This is a genomic window from Mycobacterium sp. (genome assembly GCF_035570115.1).
In the GTDB taxonomy this organism is placed as follows: Bacteria; Actinomycetota; Actinomycetes; order Mycobacteriales; family Mycobacteriaceae; genus Mycobacterium.
In genome coordinates, this window is the sequence record NZ_DATMLH010000288.1 from 17,362 (window position 1) to 40,953 (window position 23,592).

Here is a 23,592-nt window from a genome sequence, read left to right on the forward strand (position 1 = left end):
AAGCCCGGTGCCCGCCGTCATGCGACACCTGCGAGCTAGAGCGTCACGATGTCGTAGTCGCCGACCTGCTCGACCAGGAGCTGCAACTGGTCCTGGGACGAACCGAGGGTGTGCTCGATCGCGGTGAGCCGGGCCGCATAATGCCCGACCGGGTACTCCGCGGTCATGCCTATGCCGCCGTGCAGCTGGATGGCCTCCTGGCCGATGTGGCGCCCCGACCGGCCGATCTGCAGCTTGGCCCGCGCCCCGATCACCGGGTCGAGATTGCCGTCTGCGATCGAGATGGCGGCATAGAGGTTCATGCTGCGGGCCAGTTCGAGCGACACGTACATATCCGCGGCGCGCTGGGTCAGCGTCTGGAAGGTGTTCAGTGTGACCCCAAACTGCTTGCGCGTCTTGAGGTAATCGGTGGTCAACCGAAGCGCCTCTTCCATGGCGCCGACGGCCTCTGCGCACAACGCGGACTGAATGCGGACGACGGCGTTGCTGATGGCGACCGATGCGTCCACCGCGTCGCCTAGCGGCTCGCCCGGAGTCTGGTCCAACTCGATCTGGGCACCGCGCTGGCCGTCGAACGTGCGGTACGGGTGCCGGCTCACGGCCTCACCGTCGACGAGGAACAACCCGATTCCGCCTTCGGGCAACCTCGCGCTGACGACCAGGGTGTCGGCGGAGTCGCCGGCGAGCACGGGGTTCTTTCGCCCGCTGAGCAACCACGAATCGCCTTGCTGCACAGCGGTCGTCGCGACACCATTGATCGAGGCCGCACGCAGGCCTGGCTCCACGTGTGCGAACGCCAACAGCCGCTGACCCGCGGCGACCTCCTCCAGAAGTTCCTTCTGGGCGTCGCTGCCCACTTCGGCGATGATCCCCCCCGGTCCAAGCGCCGCATGCACGATGGGTTCGGGTGCCAGGCGGCGCCCGACTTCGGTAAGCACGACCATGATTTCGGTCTGGCCGGCTTCGTCGGGATCGAAGCCCAGGCCGAGAATCCCGGTGTCGGCCAACTGACTCCACACGTCGCGGCTCCAGCCCAGCTCGCTTCCGACGATCTTGTTGCGGCTCTCCGGGTCGTAGCTTCGGGACAGCAAGTCGCGGGTGGTGTCGCGCAGCAGAACCTGTTCGTCGCTCAACTGAAAGTCCATGGCTTTACCTCACGCTCCTGCTTTTACAACCCGAGAATGGTGGACGAGATGATGGTGCGTTGTATCTCATTGCTGCCGCCGTAGATTGACGTCTTGCGGTAGTTCAAGTAGTGCGGCGCGCTGCCCTGCGCCCACCCCGGTGACGCGATCTCGTCGCCGGCATCGATCGGCAGCGCGTCCGGGCCGGCCACGTCGACGAGCAATTCAGTGGCGGTCTGCTGCAACTGGCTGCCGCGCAGTTTCAGTACCGACGACGCCGGATTGGGTTTGCCGTCCAACGAGCCCGTCGCGACCCGCATCTGCGTGAGCTCCAATGCCAGCAACTCGTTTTCGGCTTCGGCGAGCCGGCTCGCGAACAGCGGATCTTTGAGCAGGCCGGTGTCGGCGGCGCACTGTTTGACCTCGGCGAGACGAACTTTGGTGCGGCCCACCCCGGCGATGCCGGTCCGCTCGTTGCCCAGTAGGAACTTCGCGTATGTCCAGCCCTGATTCTCTTCTCCGACAAGCTGATCGGCGGGTACTCGGACGTCCTCGAAGAACACCTCGTTGACCTCGCAGCTGCCGTCGATCAACTTGATCGGCCGCATCGTGATCCCCGGCGTGTCCAAATCGATGAGCAGAAACGAAATCCCCGCCTGCTTCTTGGGTGCTTGCGGGTCGGTGCGGACCAGACAGAAGATCCAGTCGGCGTACTGGCCCAACGTCGTCCAGGTCTTCTGCCCGTTGACGACATAGCTGTCGCCGTCACGCAGGGCGGTAGTACGCAGCGACGCCAAGTCCGAGCCGGCTTCGGGCTCGGAGAACCCTTGGCACCACCAGATGTCGAGGCTGGCCGTCGGCGGCAGGAAGCGTTGCTTGGTCTCCTGGGAGCCGAACTCGGCGATCACCGGTCCGACCATCTTTGCGTTGAAGTTCAGTGGTTCCGGCACGGAGGCCAGCTGCATCTCGTCCAGCCAGATCTGGTGCTGAGCGAGCGTCCAGTCCTTGCCGCCCCACTCGACGGGCCAGTTCGGTACGGCCAACCCGTGATCGTTGAGAATCTTGTGGCTGCTGATGAAGTCGTCGCGGCCGAGTGGCAACCCCAGGCGGGTTTTCTCGCGAAGTTCGGCCGGAATCTTTGTCGTGTAGAAGGTGCGCAGCTCGTCACGAAAGGCGGCTTCGTCCGGCGTCAGTGCCAGTTGCATGGCGATCTCCTTCATTGGATCCGACGGTCCTGCCCTGCACGTTATCCGCATCCCCAACCAACCAGTCAGGCGGCTGGTCTGACGGGGCCCATCACCCGCCGCCGACCATTGTGAACGGCTCGGCGGAGCCGATGGTGCACAGCCGGCAGTTAGTCCACAGCCGGTCTCAACAGGCTTCGCGGCGGCGTTGCCGCGGCAGTCGACCGACCTACGGTCGCCGTATGCGCACAGAACTGCCCGCCCAGCGACTGCATCGACGACTCGGCGCCCAACCGGACAGCGATGCCGACGACACCGACACCGACGACGACACCGACCCGAACTCGCTGCTTCCACGGTGGATTCCAGACGATTCCGGACGACATGCTGGCTGGCTGGCCAGAGTGCGTGCCGATCCGGGCCGCGCCGGCGCTATCGCATTAGCGGCGATCGCCGCTATCGCGGTGCTGGTCGCCATCTTCACTCTGATGCGGGATGCGCCCGCACCGGTGAGGTCGGCGAAATTGCCACCGGTCGACCCGGTGGCGTCGGCGAGCCGCGGCCCGAGTCCGAGTGCGACGGCCCCGCCGAGCCAACCGGTGGTGGTGAGCGTGGTGGGCCTGGTTCATACGCCGGGCTTGGTCACGTTGGCGCCCGGCGCACGGATCGCCGACGCGCTGAAGGCGGCTGGCGGCACGACCGATGGTGCCGACACCACCGGGCTCAATATGGCCCGCCAGGTCGACGACGGCGAGCAGATCGTCGTCGGGATCGCACCGATCAAGGGGCAGCCGCCCGTGTTGGGCAGCTCGGTCAGCTCCGGCACGGCCGCCCCCGGCGCGCCGGGCGGCGCGTCACGTCCGGATAAACCCACACGGTCTGAGGTGGTCAACCTGAACACCGCGACGGTGCAGCAGTTAGACGCCCTGCCCGGGGTCGGGCCGGCGACGGCGGCTGCCATCGTGGCGTGGCGCGATGCCAACGGGAAGTTCACCAGCGTCGACCAGCTCGCCGAGGTGGATGGCATCGGCCCCGTGCGTCTGGAAAAGCTGCGCCGACTGGTTCGTGTCTAACACCGGTGCAACACGAATTGGGGGCGACCCCGCGACCGCGCGGCTGGATGCGCGTCTGGTGCCGGCCGCATTGGCAAGTTGGACGGTCACTGCGGCGGGAATCTTGTGGCCGATAGGCGGCGTCGTCGGGTCGGTCTGTGCGGCGGGCAGCGTGTTCGGGGTTCTGCTCTGGCGCGCCGGACATCAAAGGCCACCGTTGCGGGCCGTCGGCATCGGCGTGATCACCGCTGGCGTCGTCGGGGCGGGGTTCGGGTATGCGATCGCATTACGCGCCAACGCAGTCGCTCGCCACCCCATCACCGCGGCATTCGGAACCGCAGCCCAGGTCGCGGTCACGCCCACCGAAAGCGCAATGTCGCTGGGGCGCGGCCGGCTCATGTTCCGTGCCACGTTGCAGCAACTGGGAGACGACAAGATCTCGGGCCGCGTGGTGGTTTTCGCGCCGGCGCGCGACTTCAGCTCGGTAATGGTCGGCCAGCCGGTGCGCTTCCGCGCCAGAATCACTCGCCCCTCCCGACGTGACCTGACGGTGGCTGCGGTGAACGCGATCGGCGCGCCGACGATGGGTCATGCCGGGCCGGTGCACCGATCTGCGTACGCAGTCCGCGCGGAGTTCGCCGCCACAGCCCGTCGGGTGCTGCCTGCTGACCAGGGGGCGATGCTGCCCGCGCTGGTGCTCGGCGACACGTCGGCGGTCACCGCGATGACCAGCCAAGAATTCCGCGCGGCCGGTTTGACGCACCTCATGGCGGTATCCGGGGCCAACGTCACGATCGTGTGTGGAGCAGTGCTGTTCACATCGCGGCTGATTGGGCCGCGGGCGGCGGTGGCGCTGGCCGGTGCCGCGCTGGCGATGTTCGTCATCGTGGTGCAGCCCACGGCCAGCGTGCTGCGTGCGGCGGTGATGGGGGCGATCGCGTTGGTGGGTGTGTTGTCTTCGCGGCGACGGCAAGCGATTCCTGCTCTCGCTGCCGCTGTGCTGGTGTTGATGGTCGCCGCCCCGCAGTTGGCCGTCGACGTGGGCCTCGCGCTGTCGGTGGTGGCGACGGCGGCGCTGGTGGTCATCGCGCCGATCTGGTCGCGGCGTCTGGTGGCGGCCGGCTGGCCCAAGCCGCTGGCCGACGCCGTGTGCGTCGCGTGCGCCGCGCAGTTGGTGACGGCTCCACTGATCGCCGGCATTTCAGGCCGGGTGAGCCTGGTGGCCGCCGCGGCCAATCTCGCGGTGGCAGCGCTGATCGCGCCGATCACCGTGCTGGGCAGTGCGGCGGGCGCACTATGCCTGTTCTGGCCGGCTGGGGCGCAACTGCTGATCCGGTTCACTGGGCCCGAACTGTGGTGGGTGTTGCGGATCGCGCATTGGGCAGCCGGTGTTCCCGCCGCCAGTGTGCCCGTACCGTCCGGGGTTGGCGGTTTCCTGCTGGTCGGCGTCGCCGCCGTGCTGGCCGCGGTGTTGTGGCGGCGACGATGGTTTCGCACGGCGATGGCGATCGCAGCCGCCGGGCTGTTGGCCTGGTCGCTGTCGGGTCTGCTGGTAGGGGCCGGCGGGTCTGTCGGCCGCACATGACACGATCGAACGGTGAGCCAGCAGGTTTCGCCATTGCACCTCGTGTTGGGAGACGAGGAGCTGCTGGTCGAGCGCGCCGTCGCGGAGGTACTGCGGTCGGCACGGCAGCGCGCCGGCACCGATGATGTGCCGGTGAGCCGGTTGCGAGCCGGCGAAGTCGGCGTCTACGAGCTGGCAGAATTGCTGAGCCCGTCACTGTTCGCCGACGAGCGGGTGGTCGTCCTGGAAGCCGCCGGTGAGGCAGGCAAAGAAGCCGCGGAATTGATTGCCAATGCCGCCGCGGACATCCCCTCGGGTACCGAGCTGGTGGTCGTGCATTCAGGTGGCGGGCGTGCCAAGGCGCTGGCCAGTCAGCTGCGCGCGTTGGGCGCGCAGGTGCATCCGTGCGCGCGGATCACCAAGGCCAGCGAACGTCTTGACTTCGTCCGCAACGAATTTCGCTCGCTGAAGGTCAAATCCGACGACGAGACGGTCAACGTGCTGCTGGATGCGGTCGGCTCCGATGTACGCGAACTCGCTTCGGCCTGTTCACAATTGGTCGCTGACACCGATGGCCGCGTCGATGTCGCCGCGGTGCGGCGCTATCACGGTGGCAGGGCCGAGGTGAAGGGATATGACATCGCCGACAAGGCCGTGGTGGGCGATGTCGAAGGCGCTGTCGAGGCGCTGCGGTGGGCGATGATGCGCGGCGAGCCGCAGGTGGTGTTGGCCGATGCGTTAGCCGAGGCTGTGCACGCCATCGCCCGGGTCGGGCCACTCTCTGGTGACCCCTACCGTCTGGCGGCCGAAGTCGGAATGCCGCCCTGGCGGGTGCAAAAGGCGCAGAAGCAGGCCCGACGCTGGTCCCGCGACATGGTGGCCACCGCGATGAGATTGGTCGCGGCGCTGAACGCCGACGTCAAGGGCGCGGCCGCCGATGCCAACTACGCGCTGGAAGCGGCGGTTCGGAAAGTCGCCGAGCTAGCGGCCGGTGACGATGCGGATCGCGAAGCCCGAGGACGAGCTGGCCGGTGAGGTAAGGCCGACCCGGTCGCTGAACTCAGATCTTGTTGAGGGCGTGCGCCAGCGCGGACTTCTTGTTCGCCGCCTGGTTCTTGTGGATTACACCCTTGCTGGCCGCCTTGTCCAACTTGCGGCTGGTGGAGACCAGCAGTTCGGCGGCCTTGTCCTTCTCGCCAGCGGCGGCGGCCTCGCGGAACGCGCGGACGGCCGTGCGAAGCGATGACTTCACCGACTTGTTGCGCAGCCGGGCGCGCTCGTTCGTGCGGTTGCGCTTTTGCTGCGACTTGATGTTGGCCACGCGTTAATTCCTTCGACGTACACTTGGGCGGCTTGTGGTGTCACGGTCTTGCCGCAGCGTCCCGACGCTTGGGCGGCGAGTGCCCAGGGTATCAGTCCGGGGTGCAAACGCCCAAAGTAGAGACGCTTGGCCTGCGGAAACGGCAGTTGTGATGCAGCATGACACAGTGCCCCTTCGAACCGTACCCGTCGAAACAAGGCGCCAGCCGCGTGGCGAGTCGCCGCCGCCAAGGCGCTATGAGCGCATCTTCGACGGGTACAACACCGCGGGCGCCTATGCAGAAGCCTTCGATGAGATGTTCGATGGTCAGGGCAACATCCGCGGCCCGTACAAGGGCATCTACGCCGAGCTCGCGCCGTCGGACGCGTCCGACCTCGAGGCGCGCGCCGAGGCGCTCAGCCGGGCATTTAGCGATCAGGGCATCACGTTCTCGTTGTCCGGTCAGGAGCGGCCGTTTCCGCTGGATCTGGTCCCACGGGTGATTTCCGCCGCCGAGTGGACGCGGTTGGAGCGCGGCATCACCCAGCGGGTTAAGGCCCTCGAGTGTTATCTCGACGATATCTATGGCGATCAGGAGATCTTGAACGACGGAGTCATCCCGCGCCGGCTGGTGACCTCCTGTGAGCACTTCTACCGCCAGGCCGCCGGCATCGTGCCGCCCAACGGCGTGCGCATCCACGTCGCCGGCATCGATCTCATCCGCGACGAAAAGGGAAGCTTCCGGGTTTTGGAGGACAACCTGCGTTCCCCGTCGGGGGTGTCCTACGTGATGGAGAACCGGCGCACCATGGCGCGGGTCTTTCCCAACCTGTTCGCTACCCACCGGGTGCGCGCCGTCGACGACTACGCGGCGCACCTGCTCCGCGCGCTGCGCAAGTCGGCGGCCACCAACGAGGCCGACCCAACCGTCGTCGTATTGACCCCGGGGGTGCACAACTCGGCGTACTTCGAGCACTCGCTGCTGGCCCGGCAGATGGGTGTCGAGCTGGTTGAAGGCCGCGACCTGTTCTGCCGCGACAACCAGGTGTACATGCGCACCACCGAAGGAGAACGTCAGGTCGACGTCATCTACCGGCGCATCGACGACGCGTTCCTGGACCCGATGCAGTTCCGCCCCAATTCGGTGCTCGGCGTGGCCGGCCTGCTCAACGCCGCCCGAGCCGGCAACGTGGTGATCTCCAGCGCCGTCGGCAACGGGGTGGGCGACGACAAACTCGTCTACACCTATGTGCCGACGATCATCGAGTACTACCTCGGCGAAAAACCGTTGCTGGCCAATGTGGACACCTTCCGGTGCTGGTTGGAGGACGAACGTGAAGAAGTGCTGGACCGGGTCGGCGAACTGGTGATCAAGCCGGTCGAGGGGTCCGGCGGCTACGGCATCGTCTTCGGTCCGGAAGCCTCCAACAAAGAGTTGAACGTGATCAGCAAGAAGATCCGTGACGACCCCCGGGGCTGGATCGCGCAACCGATGATGCAGCTCTCGACGGTCCCGACACAGATCGACGACAAGCTGACACCGCGATACGTCGACTTGCGACCGTTCGCGGTCAACGACGGCGACGACGTATGGGTGTTGCCCGGCGGTCTGACCCGGGTGGCCCTGGTTGAAGGGTCAAGGGTGGTGAATTCCAGCCAGGGCGGCGGCTCCAAGGACACCTGGGTGCTGGCGTCGCGGACCTCTCTGGCCGATCGCGAGCTCGGCGCCGCCCAGATCGTGCGGTCGCTTCCCAACCCGGTCACCACGTCCAGCGGCGACTCGAAGGGCGACAAGTCCACTCAGCAGCAACAACAGTCGCAGCTGCACCCGACGCAGGAGCAGCAGCCCGCCCAACAGCAACAGCAACAGCAACAGCAACAGGCGGTGATTCGCTGATGCTGGCCCGCAATGCCGAGGCGCTGTACTGGATCGGTCGCTACGTCGAGCGCGCCGACGACACCGCGCGCATCCTCGACGTCACCGTGCACCAACTGCTGGAGGACTCCAGCGTCGACCCCGACCACACCTCCCGAGTGCTGTTGCACGTGTTGGACATTGAGGCGCCCGACACCCAGTTGGATGTCTGGTCGCTGACCGACCTGGTGGCGTTTCGCCGCAACACCGCCGGCGGTTGCTCCATCGTCGACGCCATCTCAGCCGCGCGAGAAAACGCGAGGTCAGCCCGGGAGGTAACCTCCACCGAAACCTGGGAATGCCTCAACACCACTTACAACGCTCTGGGTGAACGTGAACGCGCCGCCAAACGCCTTGGCCCGCATGAGTTTTTATCTTTCATCGAAGGTCGCGCCGCGATGTTCGCCGGCCTCGCCGATTCCACGTTGTCACGTGACGACGGGTACCGCTTCATGATGCTGGGCCGGGCGATCGAGCGGGTGGACATGACGGTGCGGATGTTGTTGTCGCGGGTGGGGGATAGTGCATCCTCGCCGGCGTGGGTCACGGTGCTGCGCTCGGCGGGCGCGCATGACACCTATCTGCGCACGTATCGTGGTGTGCTGGACGCCAACCGGGTCGTCGAGTTCATCCTGCTCGACCGGCTGTTTCCGCGGTCGGTCTTCTACTCGTTGAAGATGGCCGAACACAGCCTCGACGAACTGCTGCACAATCCGCACAGTCGGATCGGTTCGACCGCCGAAGCGCAGCGGCTGCTCGGGCGGGCCCGCAGTGAACTCGAATTCATCCGGCCGGGTGTGCTACTGGAAACCCTGGAGACGCGGCTGGCCAGCCTGCAGAAGTCGTGTTACGACGTCGGCGAAGCGTTGGCAGTACAGTACTTTCACGCTGTGCCCTGGGTCGCCTGGTCCGATGCCGCCCAACGTGAGCCGCTGCCGGCGAAGAAGGGGAAGGGCTGATGTGGCGGCTGCGGATTCTGCACGCCACTGGCTACGCCTATCCGTCGCCGGCGACGGCGTCCTACAACGAAGCGCGGCTCACGCCGCGATCGGACTCCCGGCAAAATGTCGTTCTCAACCGTATCGAAACCGTCCCGGCCACCCGGTCATACCGCTACATCGACTATTGGGGCACCACGGTGACGGCATTCGACCTGCATGCGCCGCACACCGAGTTGACCGTCACGTCCTCGTCGGTTGTGGAAACCGACCGAGCGGAACCGCCGACCGAAAAACTCGGCTGGGCCGACTTGCACAGCGAATCGGTAGTCGATCGGTTCGATGAGGTGTTGGGCCCGACCGAATACGCGCCGGCAAGCAAACGTATTGCGGCCGTGGGCAAGCGGATTGCCAAGTATCACGAGCCTGCCGAAGCCGTCGTCGCGGCCGGGGAGTGGGTGCGCAGCGAATTGGACTACGTTCGGGGCACCACCGGCGTCCATTCGTCGGGCTTGGATGCGTTGCGCGAGGGCAAAGGCGTCTGTCAGGATTTCGTGCACCTATCGCTGATTATGTTGCGCAGCATGGGCATTCCCGGACGTTATGTCTCTGGTTATCACCATCCCAGCTCCGATGCGGTGGTGGGGGACACCGTCGACGGGCAGAGCCACGCCTGGCTCCAGGCCTGGACCGGAAGTTGGTGGGATCTCGACCCCACCAACGACAGTGAGATCACCGAGCAATACATCAGCGTGGGCGTCGGCCGGGACTACGCTGACGTGTCCCCGCTGAAGGGCATCTACTCCGGACGCGGCGCCACCGACCTCGACGTGGTCGTCGAAATCACCCGGTTGACATAGTCCCTATCGTTCACGCCATGAACGATAGGCCCGCAGAGGCAGCAGTTGAACGGCGCCAGCGTGGTGGACCACCGTTGGCGCTCGCCGCCGCGATCTGCATAGGGCTGCTGTTCGGCGGTCTGGCGCTCGGCGTCGCACTCGGCGGTGTGATGCCGCTGCCCTACGGACCGGTCGCCGCGGTCGAGCAATACGTCCGCGCCGAGCAGCTCGCCGTGCAGGTGATCGCGGTGGCGGTGTTCGCCTCGTCGGTGCCGCTGGCCGTCTATGCGGCGATGGCCAGCGGTCGGTTGCGCCAACTCGGTGTCTCCGCGCCGGCAGCGACGATCGCATTGACGGGCGGCATCTTGGCGGCCGGCGCGTTGGGGCTGACGGGTTTGGCGGCCTGGACGCTGTCGCGGCCGGAGGTCACCGGTGACACCGCGTTGGTCTGCGCGCTCTATTACCTGGTGTTTCTGGTTGGTGGCGCCGGGCACATCGTGGCGCTGGGCCTGCTTGTCGGTGGTGTGGCGGTGCCCAGCCTCGGCCTCGGGTTGTTGCCCCGGCCGCTGGCCTGGTCCGGTCTGGCGATCGCCGGGCTGTCCGAATTGACGACGCTGGTGCTGTTCTGGCCGGTGCTGGGACCGATCCTGCCGGTCGCACGGGTCTCGGCGTTGGCGTGGCTGGTGGTGGCCGGCGCACGGCTCCCGCTGCCGCGCAACACTGTCGCGTGAGCGCAACGCGCGAGCGTTGGCCTGATTTTTTCGAGCTGCTTTCAGGATCACCGATATCGCCGTAGCCTGGTGTGAACCGGATCACAATCGGTGGGAGGCTTCGATGCGAATTGCAGATGTGTTGCGGAGCAAGGGTGGCTCCGTGGTGACGACCAACCCTGACGCGACGGTGACTGAACTGCTGGCCGGGCTCGCCGGTCACAACATCGGCGCCATGGTGGTGGTCGGGCCCGACGGTGTCGTCGGCATCGTCTCCGAGCGTGACGTCGTACGCCAGCTGCACGCCCATGGCGCTGCGGTGCTCTCGCAGCCGGTTTCGAAAATCATGACGGCGGTGGTCTCGACCTGTAGCAAGTCCGACACGGTAGACAGCCTCAGCATGTTGATGACCGAACACCGGGTGCGCCACGTACCGGTACTCGACGACGGCAAGTTAATTGGCATCGTCAGCATCGGTGACGTCGTGAAAACACGGATGGAGGAGCTGGAGGCCGAGCACGAGCAGCTCCAGTCCTACATTACCCAGGGCTGACGGCCAGCAGCTCGACCGGCGCGGAGTAACTCAGCTCCAGGAGTACTCGCTGCGCAGGCGGGCAGCGACGATGTCGAAGATCGCGCGTTCCAGGATTGCCCCCTCGCGGCGAATCCCCTCTTCGGGGACGTCTAGCACCCGGTCCAGCCGCACCCAGCTGGGCTTACCGTCGCCATCCCAGCTTCCGCTGCCGATTTCCACCCATTCCCGGTCGGCGGCGTGTGTCTCCTGGCTGGACATCATCAGGCCGAGCAGCGTGTGCTGGTCGCGGCCCACGACCAGCACCGGGCGGTCCTTGCCGCGGGTGGGATCGTCCTCGTAGGTCACCCACGTCCACACGATTTCGCCGGGGTCGGCCCGACCGTCCAAGTCGGGGGCGTAGACCAGCCTGCGGGCCCGATGCGCGGTGGGCGCGCTGATGCTGGTGACGGGGCGACCGGCGGTGATCTCGGACGGCGGTTCGGACGCGGTGCCGACGATCACATCCAAAGCGATCTTGATGCCCCGCTGCACGGTCGGTGATTGCTGCAGCTGCCGGATCAATTCCGGTGCCTCGTTGAACACCAGATTCTCCAGATTCCTCTGGAATCGCTGCAACGTCCTCCACTGCGACGCCATGTTCGCAGCATAGGACGGCTCGGCGCGATTGTGTCCCGACGAGCCTGCCTCGATACCCTGGACGTAGCTCAGAGCGCCAGGCCATCCACCGCTAGGCCGCCCGTCGACCAGGAGATTCCCATCAGCAGCTTCGCCGACCAAACCTTCACTGCGCCGGCGCAGATTCGGAACTTCTGCATCATCGCCCACATCGACCACGGCAAGTCCACGCTGGCCGATCGGATGCTGCAGCTCACCGGCGTCGTCGACGAAAGGTCGATGCGCGCTCAGTACCTCGACCGGATGGACATCGAGCGCGAACGCGGGATCACGATCAAGGCGCAAAATGTGCGCCTGCCGTGGCAGGTCGACGGTGTCGATCACGTCTTGCATCTCATCGACACCCCGGGACACGTGGACTTCACCTACGAGGTATCCCGTGCGCTGGAGGCCTGTGAGGGTGCGGTGCTGTTGGTCGATGCCGCCCAGGGCATCGAGGCGCAGACGCTGGCCAATCTGTACCTGGCCCTGGACCGCGACCTGCACATCATTCCTGTGCTCAACAAGATTGACCTGCCCGCCGCCGATCCCGATCGATATGCCGGTGAGATCGCCCACATCATCGGTTGCGAGCCGAGCGACGTCCTGCGGGTGTCGGGCAAGACGGGGGAGGGTGTCGCCGATCTGCTCGATCACGTGGTGCGCGAGGTGCCACCGCCCACAGGAGACTCGGAAGCGCCGACGCGCGCAATGATTTTCGACTCCGTCTACGACATCTACCGCGGCGTGGTCACCTACGTCCGTGTTATCGACGGCAAGATCACCCCGCGCGAAAAGATCGCGATGATGTCCACCGGCGCGACACACGAACTTCTCGAGGTCGGCATCGTCTCGCCTGACCCGAAGCCCAGCGAGGGCCTCGGTGTGGGCGAGGTCGGTTATTTGATCACCGGTGTCAAGGATGTCCGCCAGTCCAAAGTCGGCGACACCGTCACGACCGCGCGCCACGGCGCCACCGAAGCCCTGACCGGCTACCGCGAACCCAAACCGATGGTGTACTCGGGTCTGTATCCCGTCGACGGCTCCGAGTACCCGAATCTGCGCGACGCGCTGGAGCGGTTGCAGCTCAACGACGCCGCGCTCACCTACGAACCGGAGACTTCGGTGGCGCTGGGCTTCGGGTTCCGCTGCGGGTTTTTGGGTCTGCTGCACATGGAGATCAGCCGCGAGCGCCTGGAGCGCGAGTTCGACCTCGACCTGATTTCGACCGCACCGAACGTGGTCTATCGAGTCGTGAAGGACGACGGGACCGAGGTCCGAGTGACCAACCCGGCGGACTGGCCGGAAGGCAAAGTGCGGACTGTCTACGAGCCCGTCGTCAAAACCACCATCATCGCGCCGAGCGAATTCATCGGCACCATCATGGAACTCTGCCAATCGCGGCGCGGCGAACTCGGCGGGATGGACTACCTGTCACCCGAGCGGGTCGAATTGCGCTACACCATGCCGCTGGGCGAAATCATCTTCGACTTCTTCGATTCGCTGAAATCGCGCACCCGCGGCTACGCCAGCCTTGACTACGAGGAAGCCGGCGAGCAGGAGGCCGCGCTGGTCAAGGTCGACATCCTGCTGCAGGGCGAAGCCGTCGACGCTTTCAGCGCTATCGTGCACAAGGATGGCGCCGCGGCCTACGGCAACAAGATGACCACCAAGCTCAAAGAACTCATCCCGCGTCAGCAGTTCGAGGTGCCGGTGCAGGCCGCGATAGGATCCAAAATTATTGCGCGAGAGAATATTCGCGCGATCCGTAAAGATGTGCTGTCGAAGTGCTACGGCGGCGACATCACCCGCAAGCGCAAACTGCTGGAGAAGCAGAAAGAGGGCAAGAAGCGGATGAAAACCATCGGCCGAGTCGACGTGCCGCAAGAGGCATTCGTCGCCGCGTTGTCGGCCGATGCGGCAGGCGACAAGGCCAAGAAGTAGTCATGCGGACGTTTGGGTCGGCGACGGCGTTAGTGATGATCGCCGCGCTGGCGGTGGGTTGTGGTGGGGTTGTCGATGGCACGGCGACGCCGGCGCCGAATCTGAAGCCGCGCCCCCTCACCGGGGCAAGCGTCAGGCAGGTGCCTCTCGACGACGTCACGCTGTCGCGGATGCTCGGCCAGCCCTTTGTCGGCCGCATCCCGCCAGAATTCGGCGGCCCTGAGAAGCTTTACAGTCAGATCCCGCCAGCAAGTTGTCTAGGCGTCACAGCGATGCTGCAGAAAAGCGTCTACGAGCCAGCCGAGGTCAAAGACGTCGCCTCGGAGTCGTGGTGGAACAACGGTGATCCGGCGCAAGTGATCAGCGTTATGCAGGGCGTGGTCACGTTGCCGACGGCCGCGCAAGCCGAGATGGTGTTCGCGAAATTCTCACGGCAGTGGCAGCAATGCAACGGCGCGACGTCAACGGAACAAAACGGCCCGATCAGCACGACGATCTCCGTCAGCGACATCCGCGTCACCAATAGCGTTGTCGCGGCTACTAATACCGCAACCTCGGTATTGCCCAACATGCCGGCGCTGCAGCCGACCCCACAGGCGCGTGCCATCGGTGTCCGGCTGAACTGCCTCGTGGAGGTCGAAGTGGTGTTCTTCGGCGATCGACGCCCGTCTGATCCAGGTTCGGCCAACTTGGACACCAGCGCCGTCGACATCGCCCACGCGATGATGGACACGGTCAGCGGTTTGAGCTGAAGGACATGCGCCGACCTTGCGATGTTGGCTTCACTGGCCGCGCGGAATAGGGTGAGCCCGGTGAACGGGATCCTCAGTTGGTGGGACGGCGTCGAGTTGTGGCTGTCGGGGCTGGGGTTCGTCTTGCAGACCATCGTGGTCATGCCGGTCGTGCTGGCGTTGGCCTACCTCGTCGCGGTGGTGCTGGACGCCCTGCTCGGCCGTGGCATCCGGCTGATGAGGCGCGTTCGTCACAGCGACGAAGAACCCGGATGACCGGAAAGCCGGGCATGCCGCGATCACAGGTGACGTTGGTGCTCGTCATCTTGGTGGTGCTGGTAATCGTGGCCTGGCTGCTGACCCACTGACCTGCGGCGGCTCAGCTGGGAGTTCGGCGGATTCTGTTAGGCTTCCGCCATGCACGCAGCGCCCGGCAACACCGAGTGCCATATCTTGGCGCTCATTGCCGTGGGCGATTGCGCTGTGGCTGACGTGCACTGTTGTAGCTGACTTCCTGCCCGCGCGCGGTCAGGTGTCGGTGGAATTCTCCAACTGCTGACCCCGCCTTTCCGTAGCGACGGGACTGGTTATCTGTTAACCCCGCCAGCGAAAGGTCGATCATTGCGCGACGACATCAGGGGTGCCGCGCGTTGGCGCCACGTTGTCGGGTTGACCGTCGCCGCAATCGTTATCGCAGCGTGCCAGGGTGGCGCCAGCGACGTCGTCGGCGGTGGCGGGCCGGCCAACGCGCACACGAGCATCACGTTGGTCGCCTACTCGGCTCCAGAACCGGGCTGGAGCAAGGTGATTCCAGCATTCAACGCCTCACAAGAAGGCAAGGGCGTGCAGGTGATCACCTCGTACGGCGCCTCGGGTGACCAGTCACGCGGAGTCGTTGACGGCAAGCCCGCCGACATCGTCAACTTCTCCGTCGAGCCCGACATCACCCGACTCGTCAAGGCCGGCAAAGTTTCCAAGGACTGGGACAAGGACGCCACCAAAGGCATTCCGTTCGGGTCGGTAGTAAGCCTGGTGGTGCGGCCCGGAAATCCCAAGAACATCAAGGACTGGGACGACCTGCTGCGGCCCGGCGTGGAAGTCATCACGCCCAGCCCGCTGAGCTCAGGCTCGGCGAAGTGGAATTTGCTCGCCCCATACGCCGTCAAGAGCGGCGGCGGCCATGATCCGCAAGCGGGGATTGACTTCATCAACAAGCTGGTGGGCCAGCACGTCAAACTGCGCCCCGCATCGGGGCGGGAGGCCACCGATGTGTTCGTTCAGGGCAGCGGTGACGTCCTGATCAGCTACGAGAACGAAGCGATCGCCACGGAGCGCCAAGGCAAACCGATCACCCATCTCAACCCGTCGCAAACATTCAAGATCGAAAACCCGGTTGCCGTCGTGACCAGCAGCCCCCACCTGGATGCCGCCACCACGTTCAAAAACTTCCAGTACACCGCACAGGCGCAGAAGCTTTGGGCGGCAGCTGGATTCCGGCCAGTCGACCCGGCTGTTGCCGCCGATGTCCGGAGTCAGTTCCCGATGCCGGTGAAACTGTGGACGATCGCTGACCTCGGTGGCTGGGACACCGTCGATGCCCAATTGTTCGACAAGAACTCCGGCAGCATCACCAAGATCTACACCCAGGCCACCGGATGATGACGGTGATCACACGCGAGGCGAGCGCCGGCACCCGTGGCGGCGGCACATCACTGCGGGTTGGCGTTGCGATGGTGTGGCTTTCGGTGATCGTGCTGCTGCCGCTGGCCGCGATCGGTTGGCAATCCGTCGGCGGCGGCTGGCGGGCGTTCTGGCTCGCGGTCACCTCAAACGCCGCGCTCGAGTCCTTCCGGGTGACGCTGATCATCTCGGCCGGCGTCACCGTCCTCAACATGATCTTCGGCCTACTGATCGCATGGGTTCTGGTACGCGACGATTTCCCGGCCAAACGGCTGGTCGACGTCATTATTGATCTGCCATTCGCGTTGCCCACCATTGTTGCCAGTCTGGTACTCCTGGCTCTCTACGGGACCAACAGCCCCGTCGGCCTGCACTTGCAGCACACCGGATGGGGCGTTGGCCTGGCGTTGGCGTTCGTCACGCTGCCGTTCGTGGTGCGGGCCGTCCAGCCGGTGTTGCTGGAAATTGACCGCGAGACTGAGGAGGCCGCCGCATCACTCGGCGCCGGCAACGCGACAATCTTCACAACCGTCGTGTTGCCCTCTCTGACTCCGGTTTTGCTGACCGGCGCGGGGCTGACGTTTGCGCGGGCCATCGGTGAATTCGGCTCGGTGGTGCTGATCGGTGGGGCGGTGCCCGGCAAAACCGAAGTGTCCTCACAGTGGATCCGGACCTTGATCGAAAATGACGACCGTACCGGTGCTGCCGCGATATCGATTGTGCTGCTTGCTATCTCCTTCGTCGTGCTCTTTGTTCTGCGCACCCTCGGATCGCGTGCGGCCAGACGCGAGGAGTTGTCGGCATGACGCTATCGCCGCAGGTTCGCTACCTGATTCGCTTTTTTGCCCTGGCCTATGTGTTGGTGCTGCTCGTCGTCCCCGTTGGGCTGATCTTGTGGCGCACTTTCACACCAGGTTTCGGCCAATTTTTCGCCTGGGTCAGCACGCCGGCGGCGATTTCGGCACTGAATTTGTCGCTGCTGGTGGTGGCCATCGTGGTACCGCTTAATGTGATTTTTGGTGTCCCGACGGCGTTGATGCTGGCGCGCAACCGATTCCGTGGCAAGGGCGTGTTGCAGGCGATCATCGATCTACCGTTCGCGGTCTCGCCGGTCGTCGTCGGTGTGGCTTTGATCGTGTTATGGGGATCGGGAGGACTGCTCGGCTTCGTCGAGAAAGACTTCGGGTTCAAGATCATCTTCGGGTTGCCCGGCATCGTGCTCGCCAGCATCTTCGCCACGCTGCCCTTCGTGATCCGCGAGGTCGAGCCGGTCCTTCACGAGCTGGGCACCGAACAGGAGCAGGCGGCGGCAACGCTGGGTTCCGGTTGGTGGCAGACGTTTTGGCGGATCACGCTGCCGTCGATCCGGTGGGGCCTGACCTACGGGATCGTGTTGACCATCGCCCGTACCCTCGGTGAATACGGCGCGGTCATCATGGTGTCGTCGAACCTGCCGGGGAAGTCCCAGACGTTGACGCTGCTGGTGTCCGACCGCTACAACCGCGGCGCCGAGTACGGCGCCTACGCTCTTTCGACACTGCTGATGGCGGTCTCCGTGGTGGTTCTGGTCGTCCAGCTAATTCTCGATGCTCGGCGTGAACGAGCCACCAAGCAGGCCTAAGGAGGAGTGGCGCTTATGACAAACGCGATCGTCGTGCGCGGCGCCAACAAACGCTACGGTGATTTCGTCGCGTTGGACAATGTCGACTTCAACGTGCCCGCCGGCTCACTGACGGCGTTGCTGGGACCTAGCGGTTCGGGCAAGTCGACCCTGTTGCGCGCCATCGCCGGGCTCGATCAGCCGGACAGCGGCACGATCACGATCGACGGCCGTGACGTCACCCGGTTGCCGCCACAGCGGCGCGGTATCGGTTTTGTATTCCAGCATTACGCCGCGTTCAAGCACCTGACCGTGCGCGACAATGTCGCCTTCGGTTTGAAGATTCGTCGGCGACCCAAGGCCGAGATCAACGCGAAGGTCGACAATCTGCTCGAAGTGGTGGGGCTCAGCGGTTTCCAGACTCGCTACCCCAGCCAGCTGTCCGGCGGTCAGCGCCAGCGCATGGCGCTGGCGCGCGCGCTGGCGGTCGACCCGCAGGTGCTGCTGCTCGACGAGCCGTTCGGTGCACTGGACGCCAAGGTCCGCGAGGATCTGCGGGCGTGGCTGCGCCGCTTGCATGACGAAGTGCATGTCACCACGGTGTTGGTCACCCACGACCAGGCCGAGGCGCTCGATGTGGCCGACCGGATTGCCGTGCTGCGCGACGGTCGTATCGAACAAGTGGGATCCCCGACCGACGTCTACGACACTCCGGCGAATCCGTTCGTGATGTCATTTCTGGGCGCGGTGTCCACGCTGAACGGGAACCTGGTTCGTCCGCACGACATTCGGGTTGGGCGCAGTCCCGACATGAGGATCGCCGCCGACGACGGCACCGCCGAGGCCACCGGCATCGTCCGCGCCACCATCGATCGCCTGGTGATGCTCGGCTTTGAGGTGCGCGTGGAGTTGACCAACGCCGCTACCGGCGGGCCGTTCATCGCTCAGATCACCCGAGGCGATGCCGAGGCGTTGGGCCTGCAGGAAGGGGACACCGTGTACGTGCACGCCACCCGGCTACCGCACATCGCACTCGGGGCGCCAACGCCCAGCGACGGCGGGGCAGACGAGGACGAGGGCACGCTGACACCCACCGGATGAACCTCGGGTGTCTGCCGCCGGTGCGGTAGCTCAGGCGGCGATGCTATCGGCTCGCGCCGCATCGAAGCGATCCAATACCGTCTCGATCACCAGCCGGTGTGCTCCCAGCGGCGCCGCCATCGGAATACTTTCCGATGCAGCGTATTCGGCCACTCGATCAGTGAGCCGGCCGGGCGCCAAGAACCAGGGTGCGATCACCACGCGGCGGGCGCCGTGGCGCCGTAACCGGTTGGCGGCCTGGGCCGGTGACGGGCCGGACCCAGTGGCAAACGCCGTCGTCGTGCCGGCCCATCGGGTTTCGGCGATCAGCTTGCGCGCGACCTGAGTGCTGCGGGCATTAGCCGCGGGATGCGTCGAGCCAATCGCCACCACCAGCACACCCAGCTGCGGATCGCGCGTGCTGACGCCCAGCTCGGCGAGGCGCTCGTGGAGCACGGACACCAGCCGATCGTCTTCACCGAGCACGTTGGCCTGCCGCACGGCGACGCCCCGGCTGGCGACCTGTCGGGGGATGTCGATACGGGCGTGGTAGGCGTCGGCCAGCAGGAGCGGAGTGATCACCGCATCCGGCGTGAGCACGTCAACCAGGCGTGGAGTGTTCAACTCGCAGAACGCGACTCGCACCTCGAGGCGCGGCCGCACACAGCGAATCTGGTCGGCGACGGCTTGGGCATTGGCCGCCGACCGTGGATCTTCGCTGCCGTGTGCGGCCAGCACCAGCGCAGTCACGACGCGTGTAACCCGCATTCGGTCTTCGACAGCCCCTGCCAGCGTCCGCTGCGCGGATCCGCACCCTCAGCTACCTTCGCGGTGCAAGGAGCGCAGCCGATCGACGGATAACCTTCGTAGACAAGCGGATTGACCAGTACATCGTTTTCGTCGATGTAGGCCTGCATCTCCTCGTCGGTCCACGTTGCCAGCGGGTTGATCTTCACCAGATGGAACGCCTCGTCGAAACTGACAAGCGGGGCGTTGGCGCGAGTCGGGGCCTCGACGCGACGCAGGCCGGTCACCCACGCGGAATAACCGCGCAGCGCCTTGGACAACGGGGCGACCTTGCGTAGCCGGCAGCACTCGTTGGGTTGGCGGGCGAACAGGTCCTTGCCCAGCAACTGGTCCTGCTCTGCGACCGAATGCTCGGGCGTGACGTTGAGCACCCGTATGTCGTAAACCGCCTCGACCGCATCACGGGTACCGATGGTCTCCACGAAGTGATACCCGGTGTCCAAGAACATCACCGGGACACCCGGGCGTACCCTCGCCGCCAGATCGACGAGCACCGCGTCCTGCATATTCGAGGCCACCACGTAGTTGCACGTCGCCGACGGCCGAGGCCCTCTGACGCCGCCGAAATGCTCGTCGGTCCAGTGCAACATGTCGGTGGCGCTGGCGCCTTCCAGCTCAGCGGCGCCCCGCTCAGCCAGCTCTCGCAGCTCCGTCTCCGTCAACACTTTCGCCTCCTCACTCATCGCAGATCCCCCTCGTCGGCGCGTAGCGCCCATGTCGCGAAGCGTTCGCCCGCATCACGCTGCTTGATGAAGTTGTGCACGACGCGGTCGATGTAGTCGCCGAGCTCGTCGCTGGTGACCTTGTGCTGGCGCAGTTTTCGTCCGAAACCACTATCGAGGCCTAAGCTGCCGCCCAGGTGCACTTGGAATCCTTCGACCGAGCCGCCGTGGCCGTCGTCGATCATCTGGCCCTTGAAACCGATGTCGGCGATCTGGATGCGCGCGCACGAGTTCGGGCAGCCATTGATGTTGATTGTGATCGGTACGTCCAGTTGGGCGTTGATGCCGTCGAGTCGACGCTCCAGCTCGGGCACCAGTGACTGGGAACGCACCCGAGTTTCGGCGAACGACAGTTTGCAGTATTCAATACCGCTGCAGGCCATCAGGTTTCGACGCCAGTGTGACGGCTGCGACGGCAGCCCGAGCGCGTCTAGGCCGGTGGTGAGCTCGTCAAGTTTGTCGTCCGGAACGTCCAGGATGACGAGCTTCTGGTATGGCGTGAATCGGATCCGCTGCGACCCGGCTCGCTCGGCCAGATCGGCCACCGCGGATAGGATTGCGCCCGACACCCGCCCGGCGATCGGGGCGACACCGACGGCGTTGAGCCCGTTCTTCAGCCGCTGCACGCCGACATGGTCGATCGGGTGCTTGACCGGTTCGGGGGCCGGACCGTCGATGAGTTTGCGTTTGAGGTATTCGGTTTCGAGAATCTCACGGAACTTTTCAATGCCCCAATCTTTAATGAGGAACTTCAGCCGGGCCTTGGAGCGCAGTCGTCGGTAGCCGTAGTCACGGAACACCGATGTGACGCCCTCCCAGACGTCGGGTACTTCCTCCAGCGGCACCCACGCCCCAACCCGTTGGCCCAGCATCGGATTGGTGGACAGGCCGCCGCCGACCCACAGGTCCAGCCCGGGTCCGTGCTCGGGGTGGTTGACGCCGATGAACGCAACGTCGTTGATCTCGTGCGCGACGTCCTGCAAACCCGAGATCGCGGTCTTGTACTTGCGGGGCAGATTGGAGAACTCCGGATTGCCGATGTAGCGGCGGACGATCTCCTCCACGGCCCAGGTCGGGTCGAGAACCTCGTCGAGTGACTCACCGGCCAGCGGGGAGCCCAGCACCACCCGCGGGCAGTCGCCGCACGCCTCGGTGGTTTGCAAGCCGACCGCGGCCAGTCGGTCCCAGATCTCGGGGACCTTCTCGATCTCGATCCAGTGGTACTGCACATTTTCCCGGTCGGAGATGTCGGCGGTATCCCGGGCGAATTCCGTAGAAATCTGTCCGAGGGTGCGAAGCGCCGCGGTGGACAACGCCCCGCCGTCGCAACGCACGCGCATCATGAAGTATTTGGCCTCGAGCAGATCGAGGTTCTCGTCGCCAGTCCAGGTGCCGTCGTAACCCTGCTCACGCTGGGTGTAGAGGCCCATCCAGCGCATGCGGCCACGCAAGTCGTTCTTGTCGATGCTGTCGAAGCCGGCTTTGGAGTAGTGGTTGAGGATGCGGTCGCGCACATTGAGTGCGTCGTCATCCTTCTTGAATTGCTCGTTGGGGTTCAACGGCTCGCGATAGCCAAGCGCCCACTGGCCTTCGCTGCGGCCTTTGGTGGGGCGGGGGGATGTCATACGGCGTTCTCCTTTGTGGAGTAGCCGGCTTGGACCGCGCAGATCACCGGTTGCTGACCCGGCGGCGCAGATCCGGGGGCCAGCTGGAGTACAGGTGGGCGGGGTCTACGACATCAAGGCAGACAGCGACAGCTACAGACACGCTTGAGATCGATGTGCCGACGCGCCACCAGTGCGATGTCGAACGGGCTGCGGTGGGCGGCGGTCACTCGGCCATTGTGCCACGGATGTCGCGGACGGTCGCTACCAGGGTGGAATTTCTCTCACAGTGAGCAAAACTACGCGGCAACCCTGAGATGCAGCGTAAATGTGTCCGAGAGTCAGCTGCCAACGGCGTCCATTTTCTCTCCTGCGCGTGGGCCACTGGGGCCAAGCGCTGGAGGTTGCGCAAGGACTCGGGAATATTGGCAGCCATGACGGCAACTTCTGCGCCCGTCGGCCTGCCCGATGTGCACGTGAGCCCAGGCGGACCGTTCGGCATCTACGTGCACGTGCCGTTCTGCATCACCCGCTGCGGCTACTGCGACTTTAATACCTACACGCCGGCCGAGTTAGGTGGCGTCAACCCCGACGCGTGGCTACAGGTGCTGCGGTCGGAGCTCGAGCTGGCCGCAGCCCGGCTGGGCGCACCGACGGTGCAGACCGTCTTCGTAGGGGGCGGGACGCCGTCGTTGTTGGGTGGCGAACGCATCACTGCGCTGCTGCAGTCGGTGCGCGACAATTTCGAGCTGGCCGCCGACGCCGAGATCACCACCGAGGCCAACCCGGAGTCGGCTTGGCCCGACTTCTTCGCGGCCGCCCGCGCAGCCGGCTACACGAGGGTGTCGCTGGGCATGCAGTCCGTCTCGCCATGGGTGCTGGGTGTTCTAGACCGGATCCACACGCCGAACCGGTCGGCGGCGGCGGCCCGCGAGGCGCTCGCCGAAGGTTTTGAACACGTCAGCGTCGACCTGATCTACGGCACCCCTGGGGAATCCGACGACGACCTGCTGCGCTCGGTGGAAGCGGCGGTCGACACGGGCGTCGATCACGTCTCCGCCTACGCCCTGGTGGTCGAGGACGGCACTGCGCTGGCGCGCCGGGTCCGCAGCGGCGAGCTCGCCGCTCCCGACGACGACGTGCTCGCGCACCGCTACGAGCTGGTCGACGAGCAGCTGTCAGCGGCCGGCTTCGACTGGTACGAGGTGTCCAATTGGAGCCGCGCAGGCGGGCAGTGCCGACACAACCTGGGCTACTGGGACGGCGGTCAGTGGTGGGGTGCCGGCCCGGGGGCGCATAGCTATGTCGGTGCAACCCGCTGGTGGAATGTCAAGCACCCCAACACTTATGCACAGATCCTCGACGGTGCGACGTTGCCGGTCGCCGGTTTCGAGCAGCTGGATGCTCGGCAGCGCCACACCGAGGACATGCTGCTGAGAATCCGGCTGCGCCAAGGTCTGCCGCTGGACCTGCTGGACGACGCCGAGCGCGAGCGCGCGTCCGTCGCCGTCGACGACGGCTTGCTGACGCCCGACGGCGAGCGCTTGGTGCTCACCGACCGCGGGCGTTTGCTGGCCGACGGCGTCGTCCGGACGCTGCTGGATTAGGC

At 65.4% G+C, this 23,592-nt stretch carries 24 protein-coding genes and 1 pseudogene; 17 read left to right on the forward strand and 8 right to left on the reverse strand.

Annotated elements, in window-relative coordinates:
* Window positions 1-35: 35 nt before the first annotated feature.
* Window positions 36-1,145, reverse strand: a complete 1,110-nt coding sequence (locus tag VNW74_RS27250; RefSeq protein ID WP_325682661.1) for an acyl-CoA dehydrogenase family protein — start codon at window positions 1,143-1,145, stop codon at window positions 36-38.
* Window positions 1,146-1,168: 23 nt separating this feature from the next.
* Entirely contained in the window at window positions 1,169-2,329 is a 1,161-nt protein-coding gene (locus VNW74_RS27255) for an acyl-CoA dehydrogenase family protein (RefSeq protein WP_325682663.1), read from the reverse strand.
* Between the two features lie 221 nt (window positions 2,330-2,550).
* Here VNW74_RS27255 and VNW74_RS27260 point away from each other — a divergent pair, with 221 nt between their 5' ends.
* Genes VNW74_RS27260 through holA form a run of 3 tightly spaced genes read left to right on the forward strand, consistent with a single transcriptional unit; the run spans window position 2,551 to window position 5,959 of the window.
* Window positions 2,551-3,381: a ComEA family DNA-binding protein gene (locus tag VNW74_RS27260; protein WP_325682665.1), complete on the forward strand. Its 831-nt coding sequence runs from the start codon at window positions 2,551-2,553 to the stop codon at window positions 3,379-3,381.
* Window positions 3,382-3,397: 16 nt separating this feature from the next.
* Window positions 3,398-4,945 (forward strand): ComEC/Rec2 family competence protein, encoded by a 1,548-nt coding sequence (locus tag VNW74_RS27265; RefSeq protein ID WP_414686799.1) that lies wholly within the window; start codon window positions 3,398-3,400, stop codon window positions 4,943-4,945.
* A gap of 12 nt (window positions 4,946-4,957) precedes the next feature.
* A complete protein-coding gene (gene holA / locus VNW74_RS27270; RefSeq protein ID WP_325682669.1) occupies window positions 4,958-5,959 on the forward strand; it encodes a DNA polymerase III subunit delta in 1,002 nt (333 codons plus the stop codon).
* A gap of 25 nt (window positions 5,960-5,984) precedes the next feature.
* Here the strand turns inward: holA and rpsT are convergent, their stop codons facing one another.
* The gene (gene rpsT / locus VNW74_RS27275) at window positions 5,985-6,245 is read right to left on the reverse strand and encodes a 30S ribosomal protein S20 (protein ID WP_325682671.1); all 261 of its coding nucleotides are present in this window, start codon (window positions 6,243-6,245) and stop codon (window positions 5,985-5,987) included.
* 151 nt (window positions 6,246-6,396) lie between these two features.
* On the opposite strand from rpsT, the gene VNW74_RS27280 reads away from it, so the two are divergent.
* The 5 genes from VNW74_RS27280 to VNW74_RS27300 all read left to right on the forward strand — a co-directional run bounded on the left by VNW74_RS27280 (window position 6,397) and on the right by VNW74_RS27300 (window position 11,179).
* Complete coding sequence (locus VNW74_RS27280) at window positions 6,397-8,121, forward strand: circularly permuted type 2 ATP-grasp protein (protein ID WP_414686794.1); 1,725 nt, start codon at window positions 6,397-6,399, stop codon at window positions 8,119-8,121.
* Window positions 8,121-9,098: an alpha-E domain-containing protein gene (locus VNW74_RS27285; protein ID WP_325682675.1), complete on the forward strand. Its 978-nt coding sequence runs from the start codon at window positions 8,121-8,123 to the stop codon at window positions 9,096-9,098. The genes VNW74_RS27280 and VNW74_RS27285 overlap by 1 nt, the downstream gene beginning before the upstream one ends.
* Entirely contained in the window at window positions 9,098-9,937 is an 840-nt protein-coding gene (locus tag VNW74_RS27290; RefSeq protein WP_325682677.1) for a transglutaminase family protein, read from the forward strand. Before VNW74_RS27285 ends, VNW74_RS27290 begins: the two co-directional genes overlap by 1 nt.
* 17 nt (window positions 9,938-9,954) lie before the next feature.
* Window positions 9,955-10,647, forward strand: a complete 693-nt coding sequence (locus VNW74_RS27295; RefSeq protein ID WP_325682679.1) for a hypothetical protein — start codon at window positions 9,955-9,957, stop codon at window positions 10,645-10,647.
* A 103-nt stretch (window positions 10,648-10,750) separates the two neighbouring features.
* On the forward strand, window positions 10,751-11,179 hold the full coding sequence (locus VNW74_RS27300) for a CBS domain-containing protein (protein ID WP_325682681.1): 429 nt from the start codon (window positions 10,751-10,753) through the stop codon (window positions 11,177-11,179).
* Between the two features lie 30 nt (window positions 11,180-11,209).
* On the opposite strand, the gene VNW74_RS27305 is transcribed toward VNW74_RS27300, so the two are convergent.
* Window positions 11,210-11,797 (reverse strand): type II toxin-antitoxin system PemK/MazF family toxin, encoded by a 588-nt coding sequence (locus VNW74_RS27305; protein WP_325682683.1) that lies wholly within the window; start codon window positions 11,795-11,797, stop codon window positions 11,210-11,212.
* Window positions 11,798-11,841: 44 nt separating this feature from the next.
* Here VNW74_RS27305 and lepA point away from each other — a divergent pair.
* From lepA to VNW74_RS27340, 8 genes and pseudogenes are all read left to right on the forward strand, one after another.
* A pseudogene (gene lepA / locus VNW74_RS27310) lies at window positions 11,842-13,759 on the forward strand (translation elongation factor 4).
* Window positions 13,760-13,761: 2 nt separating this feature from the next.
* Complete coding sequence (locus VNW74_RS27315) at window positions 13,762-14,511, forward strand: sensor domain-containing protein (protein ID WP_325682685.1); 750 nt, start codon at window positions 13,762-13,764, stop codon at window positions 14,509-14,511.
* Window positions 14,512-14,562: 51 nt separating this feature from the next.
* Window positions 14,563-14,766, forward strand: coding sequence for a hypothetical protein (locus tag VNW74_RS27320; protein ID WP_325682687.1), 204 nt, complete (start codon window positions 14,563-14,565; stop codon window positions 14,764-14,766).
* Window positions 14,767-14,907: 141 nt separating this feature from the next.
* On the forward strand, window positions 14,908-15,000 hold the full coding sequence (locus VNW74_RS32010; RefSeq protein WP_414686795.1) for an Ms4533A family Cys-rich leader peptide: 93 nt from the start codon (window positions 14,908-14,910) through the stop codon (window positions 14,998-15,000).
* Window positions 15,001-15,111: 111 nt separating this feature from the next.
* Window positions 15,112-16,149 carry a sulfate ABC transporter substrate-binding protein gene (locus VNW74_RS27325; protein WP_325682689.1) on the forward strand — a complete coding sequence of 346 codons (1,038 nt, stop codon included), beginning with the start codon at window positions 15,112-15,114 and terminating at the stop codon, window positions 16,147-16,149.
* Window positions 16,146-16,976 carry a sulfate ABC transporter permease subunit CysT gene (cysT, locus tag VNW74_RS27330; protein WP_414686796.1) on the forward strand — a complete coding sequence of 277 codons (831 nt, stop codon included), beginning with the start codon at window positions 16,146-16,148 and terminating at the stop codon, window positions 16,974-16,976. The genes VNW74_RS27325 and cysT overlap by 4 nt, the downstream gene beginning before the upstream one ends.
* On the forward strand, window positions 16,973-17,791 hold the full coding sequence (gene cysW / locus VNW74_RS27335) for a sulfate ABC transporter permease subunit CysW (RefSeq protein ID WP_325682693.1): 819 nt from the start codon (window positions 16,973-16,975) through the stop codon (window positions 17,789-17,791). Before cysT ends, cysW begins: the two co-directional genes overlap by 4 nt.
* A gap of 15 nt (window positions 17,792-17,806) precedes the next feature.
* Window positions 17,807-18,871, forward strand: coding sequence for a sulfate/molybdate ABC transporter ATP-binding protein (locus VNW74_RS27340; RefSeq protein ID WP_325682695.1), 1,065 nt, complete (start codon window positions 17,807-17,809; stop codon window positions 18,869-18,871).
* Window positions 18,872-18,901: 30 nt separating this feature from the next.
* On the opposite strand, the gene VNW74_RS27345 is transcribed toward VNW74_RS27340, so the two are convergent.
* The 4 genes from VNW74_RS27345 to VNW74_RS32015 all read right to left on the reverse strand — a co-directional run bounded on the left by VNW74_RS27345 (window position 18,902) and on the right by VNW74_RS32015 (window position 22,213).
* The gene (locus VNW74_RS27345; RefSeq protein ID WP_414686800.1) at window positions 18,902-19,600 is read right to left on the reverse strand and encodes a sirohydrochlorin chelatase; all 699 of its coding nucleotides are present in this window, start codon (window positions 19,598-19,600) and stop codon (window positions 18,902-18,904) included.
* Window positions 19,597-20,340, reverse strand: a complete 744-nt coding sequence (locus VNW74_RS27350) for a phosphoadenylyl-sulfate reductase (RefSeq protein ID WP_325682699.1) — start codon at window positions 20,338-20,340, stop codon at window positions 19,597-19,599. The genes VNW74_RS27345 and VNW74_RS27350 overlap by 4 nt, the downstream gene beginning before the upstream one ends.
* On the reverse strand, window positions 20,337-22,004 hold the full coding sequence (locus VNW74_RS27355) for a nitrite/sulfite reductase (protein ID WP_325682701.1): 1,668 nt from the start codon (window positions 22,002-22,004) through the stop codon (window positions 20,337-20,339). Before VNW74_RS27355 ends, VNW74_RS27350 begins: the two co-directional genes overlap by 4 nt.
* Window positions 22,005-22,117: 113 nt before the next feature.
* Window positions 22,118-22,213: an Ms4527A family Cys-rich leader peptide gene (locus VNW74_RS32015; RefSeq protein ID WP_414686797.1), complete on the reverse strand. Its 96-nt coding sequence runs from the start codon at window positions 22,211-22,213 to the stop codon at window positions 22,118-22,120.
* A gap of 204 nt (window positions 22,214-22,417) precedes the next feature.
* Here VNW74_RS32015 and hemW point away from each other — a divergent pair, with 204 nt between their 5' ends.
* Window positions 22,418-23,590 carry a radical SAM family heme chaperone HemW gene (gene hemW, locus VNW74_RS27360; RefSeq protein ID WP_325682703.1) on the forward strand — a complete coding sequence of 391 codons (1,173 nt, stop codon included), beginning with the start codon at window positions 22,418-22,420 and terminating at the stop codon, window positions 23,588-23,590.
* Window positions 23,591-23,592 lie beyond the last annotated feature (2 nt).

Excerpts from the sequence above, each read along its gene's own strand:
- hemW (WP_325682703.1), top strand. The coding sequence starts at position 22,418 with ATGACGGCAACTTCTGCGCCCGTCGGCCTGCCCGATGTGCACGTGAGC.
- VNW74_RS27305 (WP_325682683.1), bottom strand. The coding sequence starts at position 11,797 with ATGGCGTCGCAGTGGAGGACGTTGCAGCGATTCCAGAGGAATCTGGAG.
- VNW74_RS27250 (WP_325682661.1), bottom strand. The coding sequence starts at position 1,145 with ATGGACTTTCAGTTGAGCGACGAACAGGTTCTGCTGCGCGACACCACC.
- VNW74_RS27280 (WP_414686794.1), top strand. The coding sequence starts at position 6,397 with ATGCAGCATGACACAGTGCCCCTTCGAACCGTACCCGTCGAAACAAGG.
- VNW74_RS27295 (WP_325682679.1), top strand. The coding sequence starts at position 9,955 with ATGAACGATAGGCCCGCAGAGGCAGCAGTTGAACGGCGCCAGCGTGGT.
- VNW74_RS27290 (WP_325682677.1), top strand. The coding sequence starts at position 9,098 with ATGTGGCGGCTGCGGATTCTGCACGCCACTGGCTACGCCTATCCGTCG.
- VNW74_RS27260 (WP_325682665.1), top strand. The coding sequence starts at position 2,551 with ATGCGCACAGAACTGCCCGCCCAGCGACTGCATCGACGACTCGGCGCC.
- VNW74_RS27255 (WP_325682663.1), bottom strand. The coding sequence starts at position 2,329 with ATGCAACTGGCACTGACGCCGGACGAAGCCGCCTTTCGTGACGAGCTG.
- cysT (WP_414686796.1), top strand. The coding sequence starts at position 16,146 with ATGATGACGGTGATCACACGCGAGGCGAGCGCCGGCACCCGTGGCGGC.
- VNW74_RS27285 (WP_325682675.1), top strand. The coding sequence starts at position 8,121 with ATGCTGGCCCGCAATGCCGAGGCGCTGTACTGGATCGGTCGCTACGTC.
- VNW74_RS27300 (WP_325682681.1), top strand. The coding sequence starts at position 10,751 with ATGCGAATTGCAGATGTGTTGCGGAGCAAGGGTGGCTCCGTGGTGACG.
- VNW74_RS27340 (WP_325682695.1), top strand. The coding sequence starts at position 17,807 with ATGACAAACGCGATCGTCGTGCGCGGCGCCAACAAACGCTACGGTGAT.
- cysW (WP_325682693.1), top strand. The coding sequence starts at position 16,973 with ATGACGCTATCGCCGCAGGTTCGCTACCTGATTCGCTTTTTTGCCCTG.
- VNW74_RS27315 (WP_325682685.1), top strand. The coding sequence starts at position 13,762 with ATGCGGACGTTTGGGTCGGCGACGGCGTTAGTGATGATCGCCGCGCTG.
- VNW74_RS27350 (WP_325682699.1), bottom strand. The coding sequence starts at position 20,340 with ATGAGTGAGGAGGCGAAAGTGTTGACGGAGACGGAGCTGCGAGAGCTG.
- VNW74_RS27355 (WP_325682701.1), bottom strand. The coding sequence starts at position 22,004 with ATGACATCCCCCCGCCCCACCAAAGGCCGCAGCGAAGGCCAGTGGGCG.
- VNW74_RS32010 (WP_414686795.1), top strand. The coding sequence starts at position 14,908 with ATGCACGCAGCGCCCGGCAACACCGAGTGCCATATCTTGGCGCTCATT.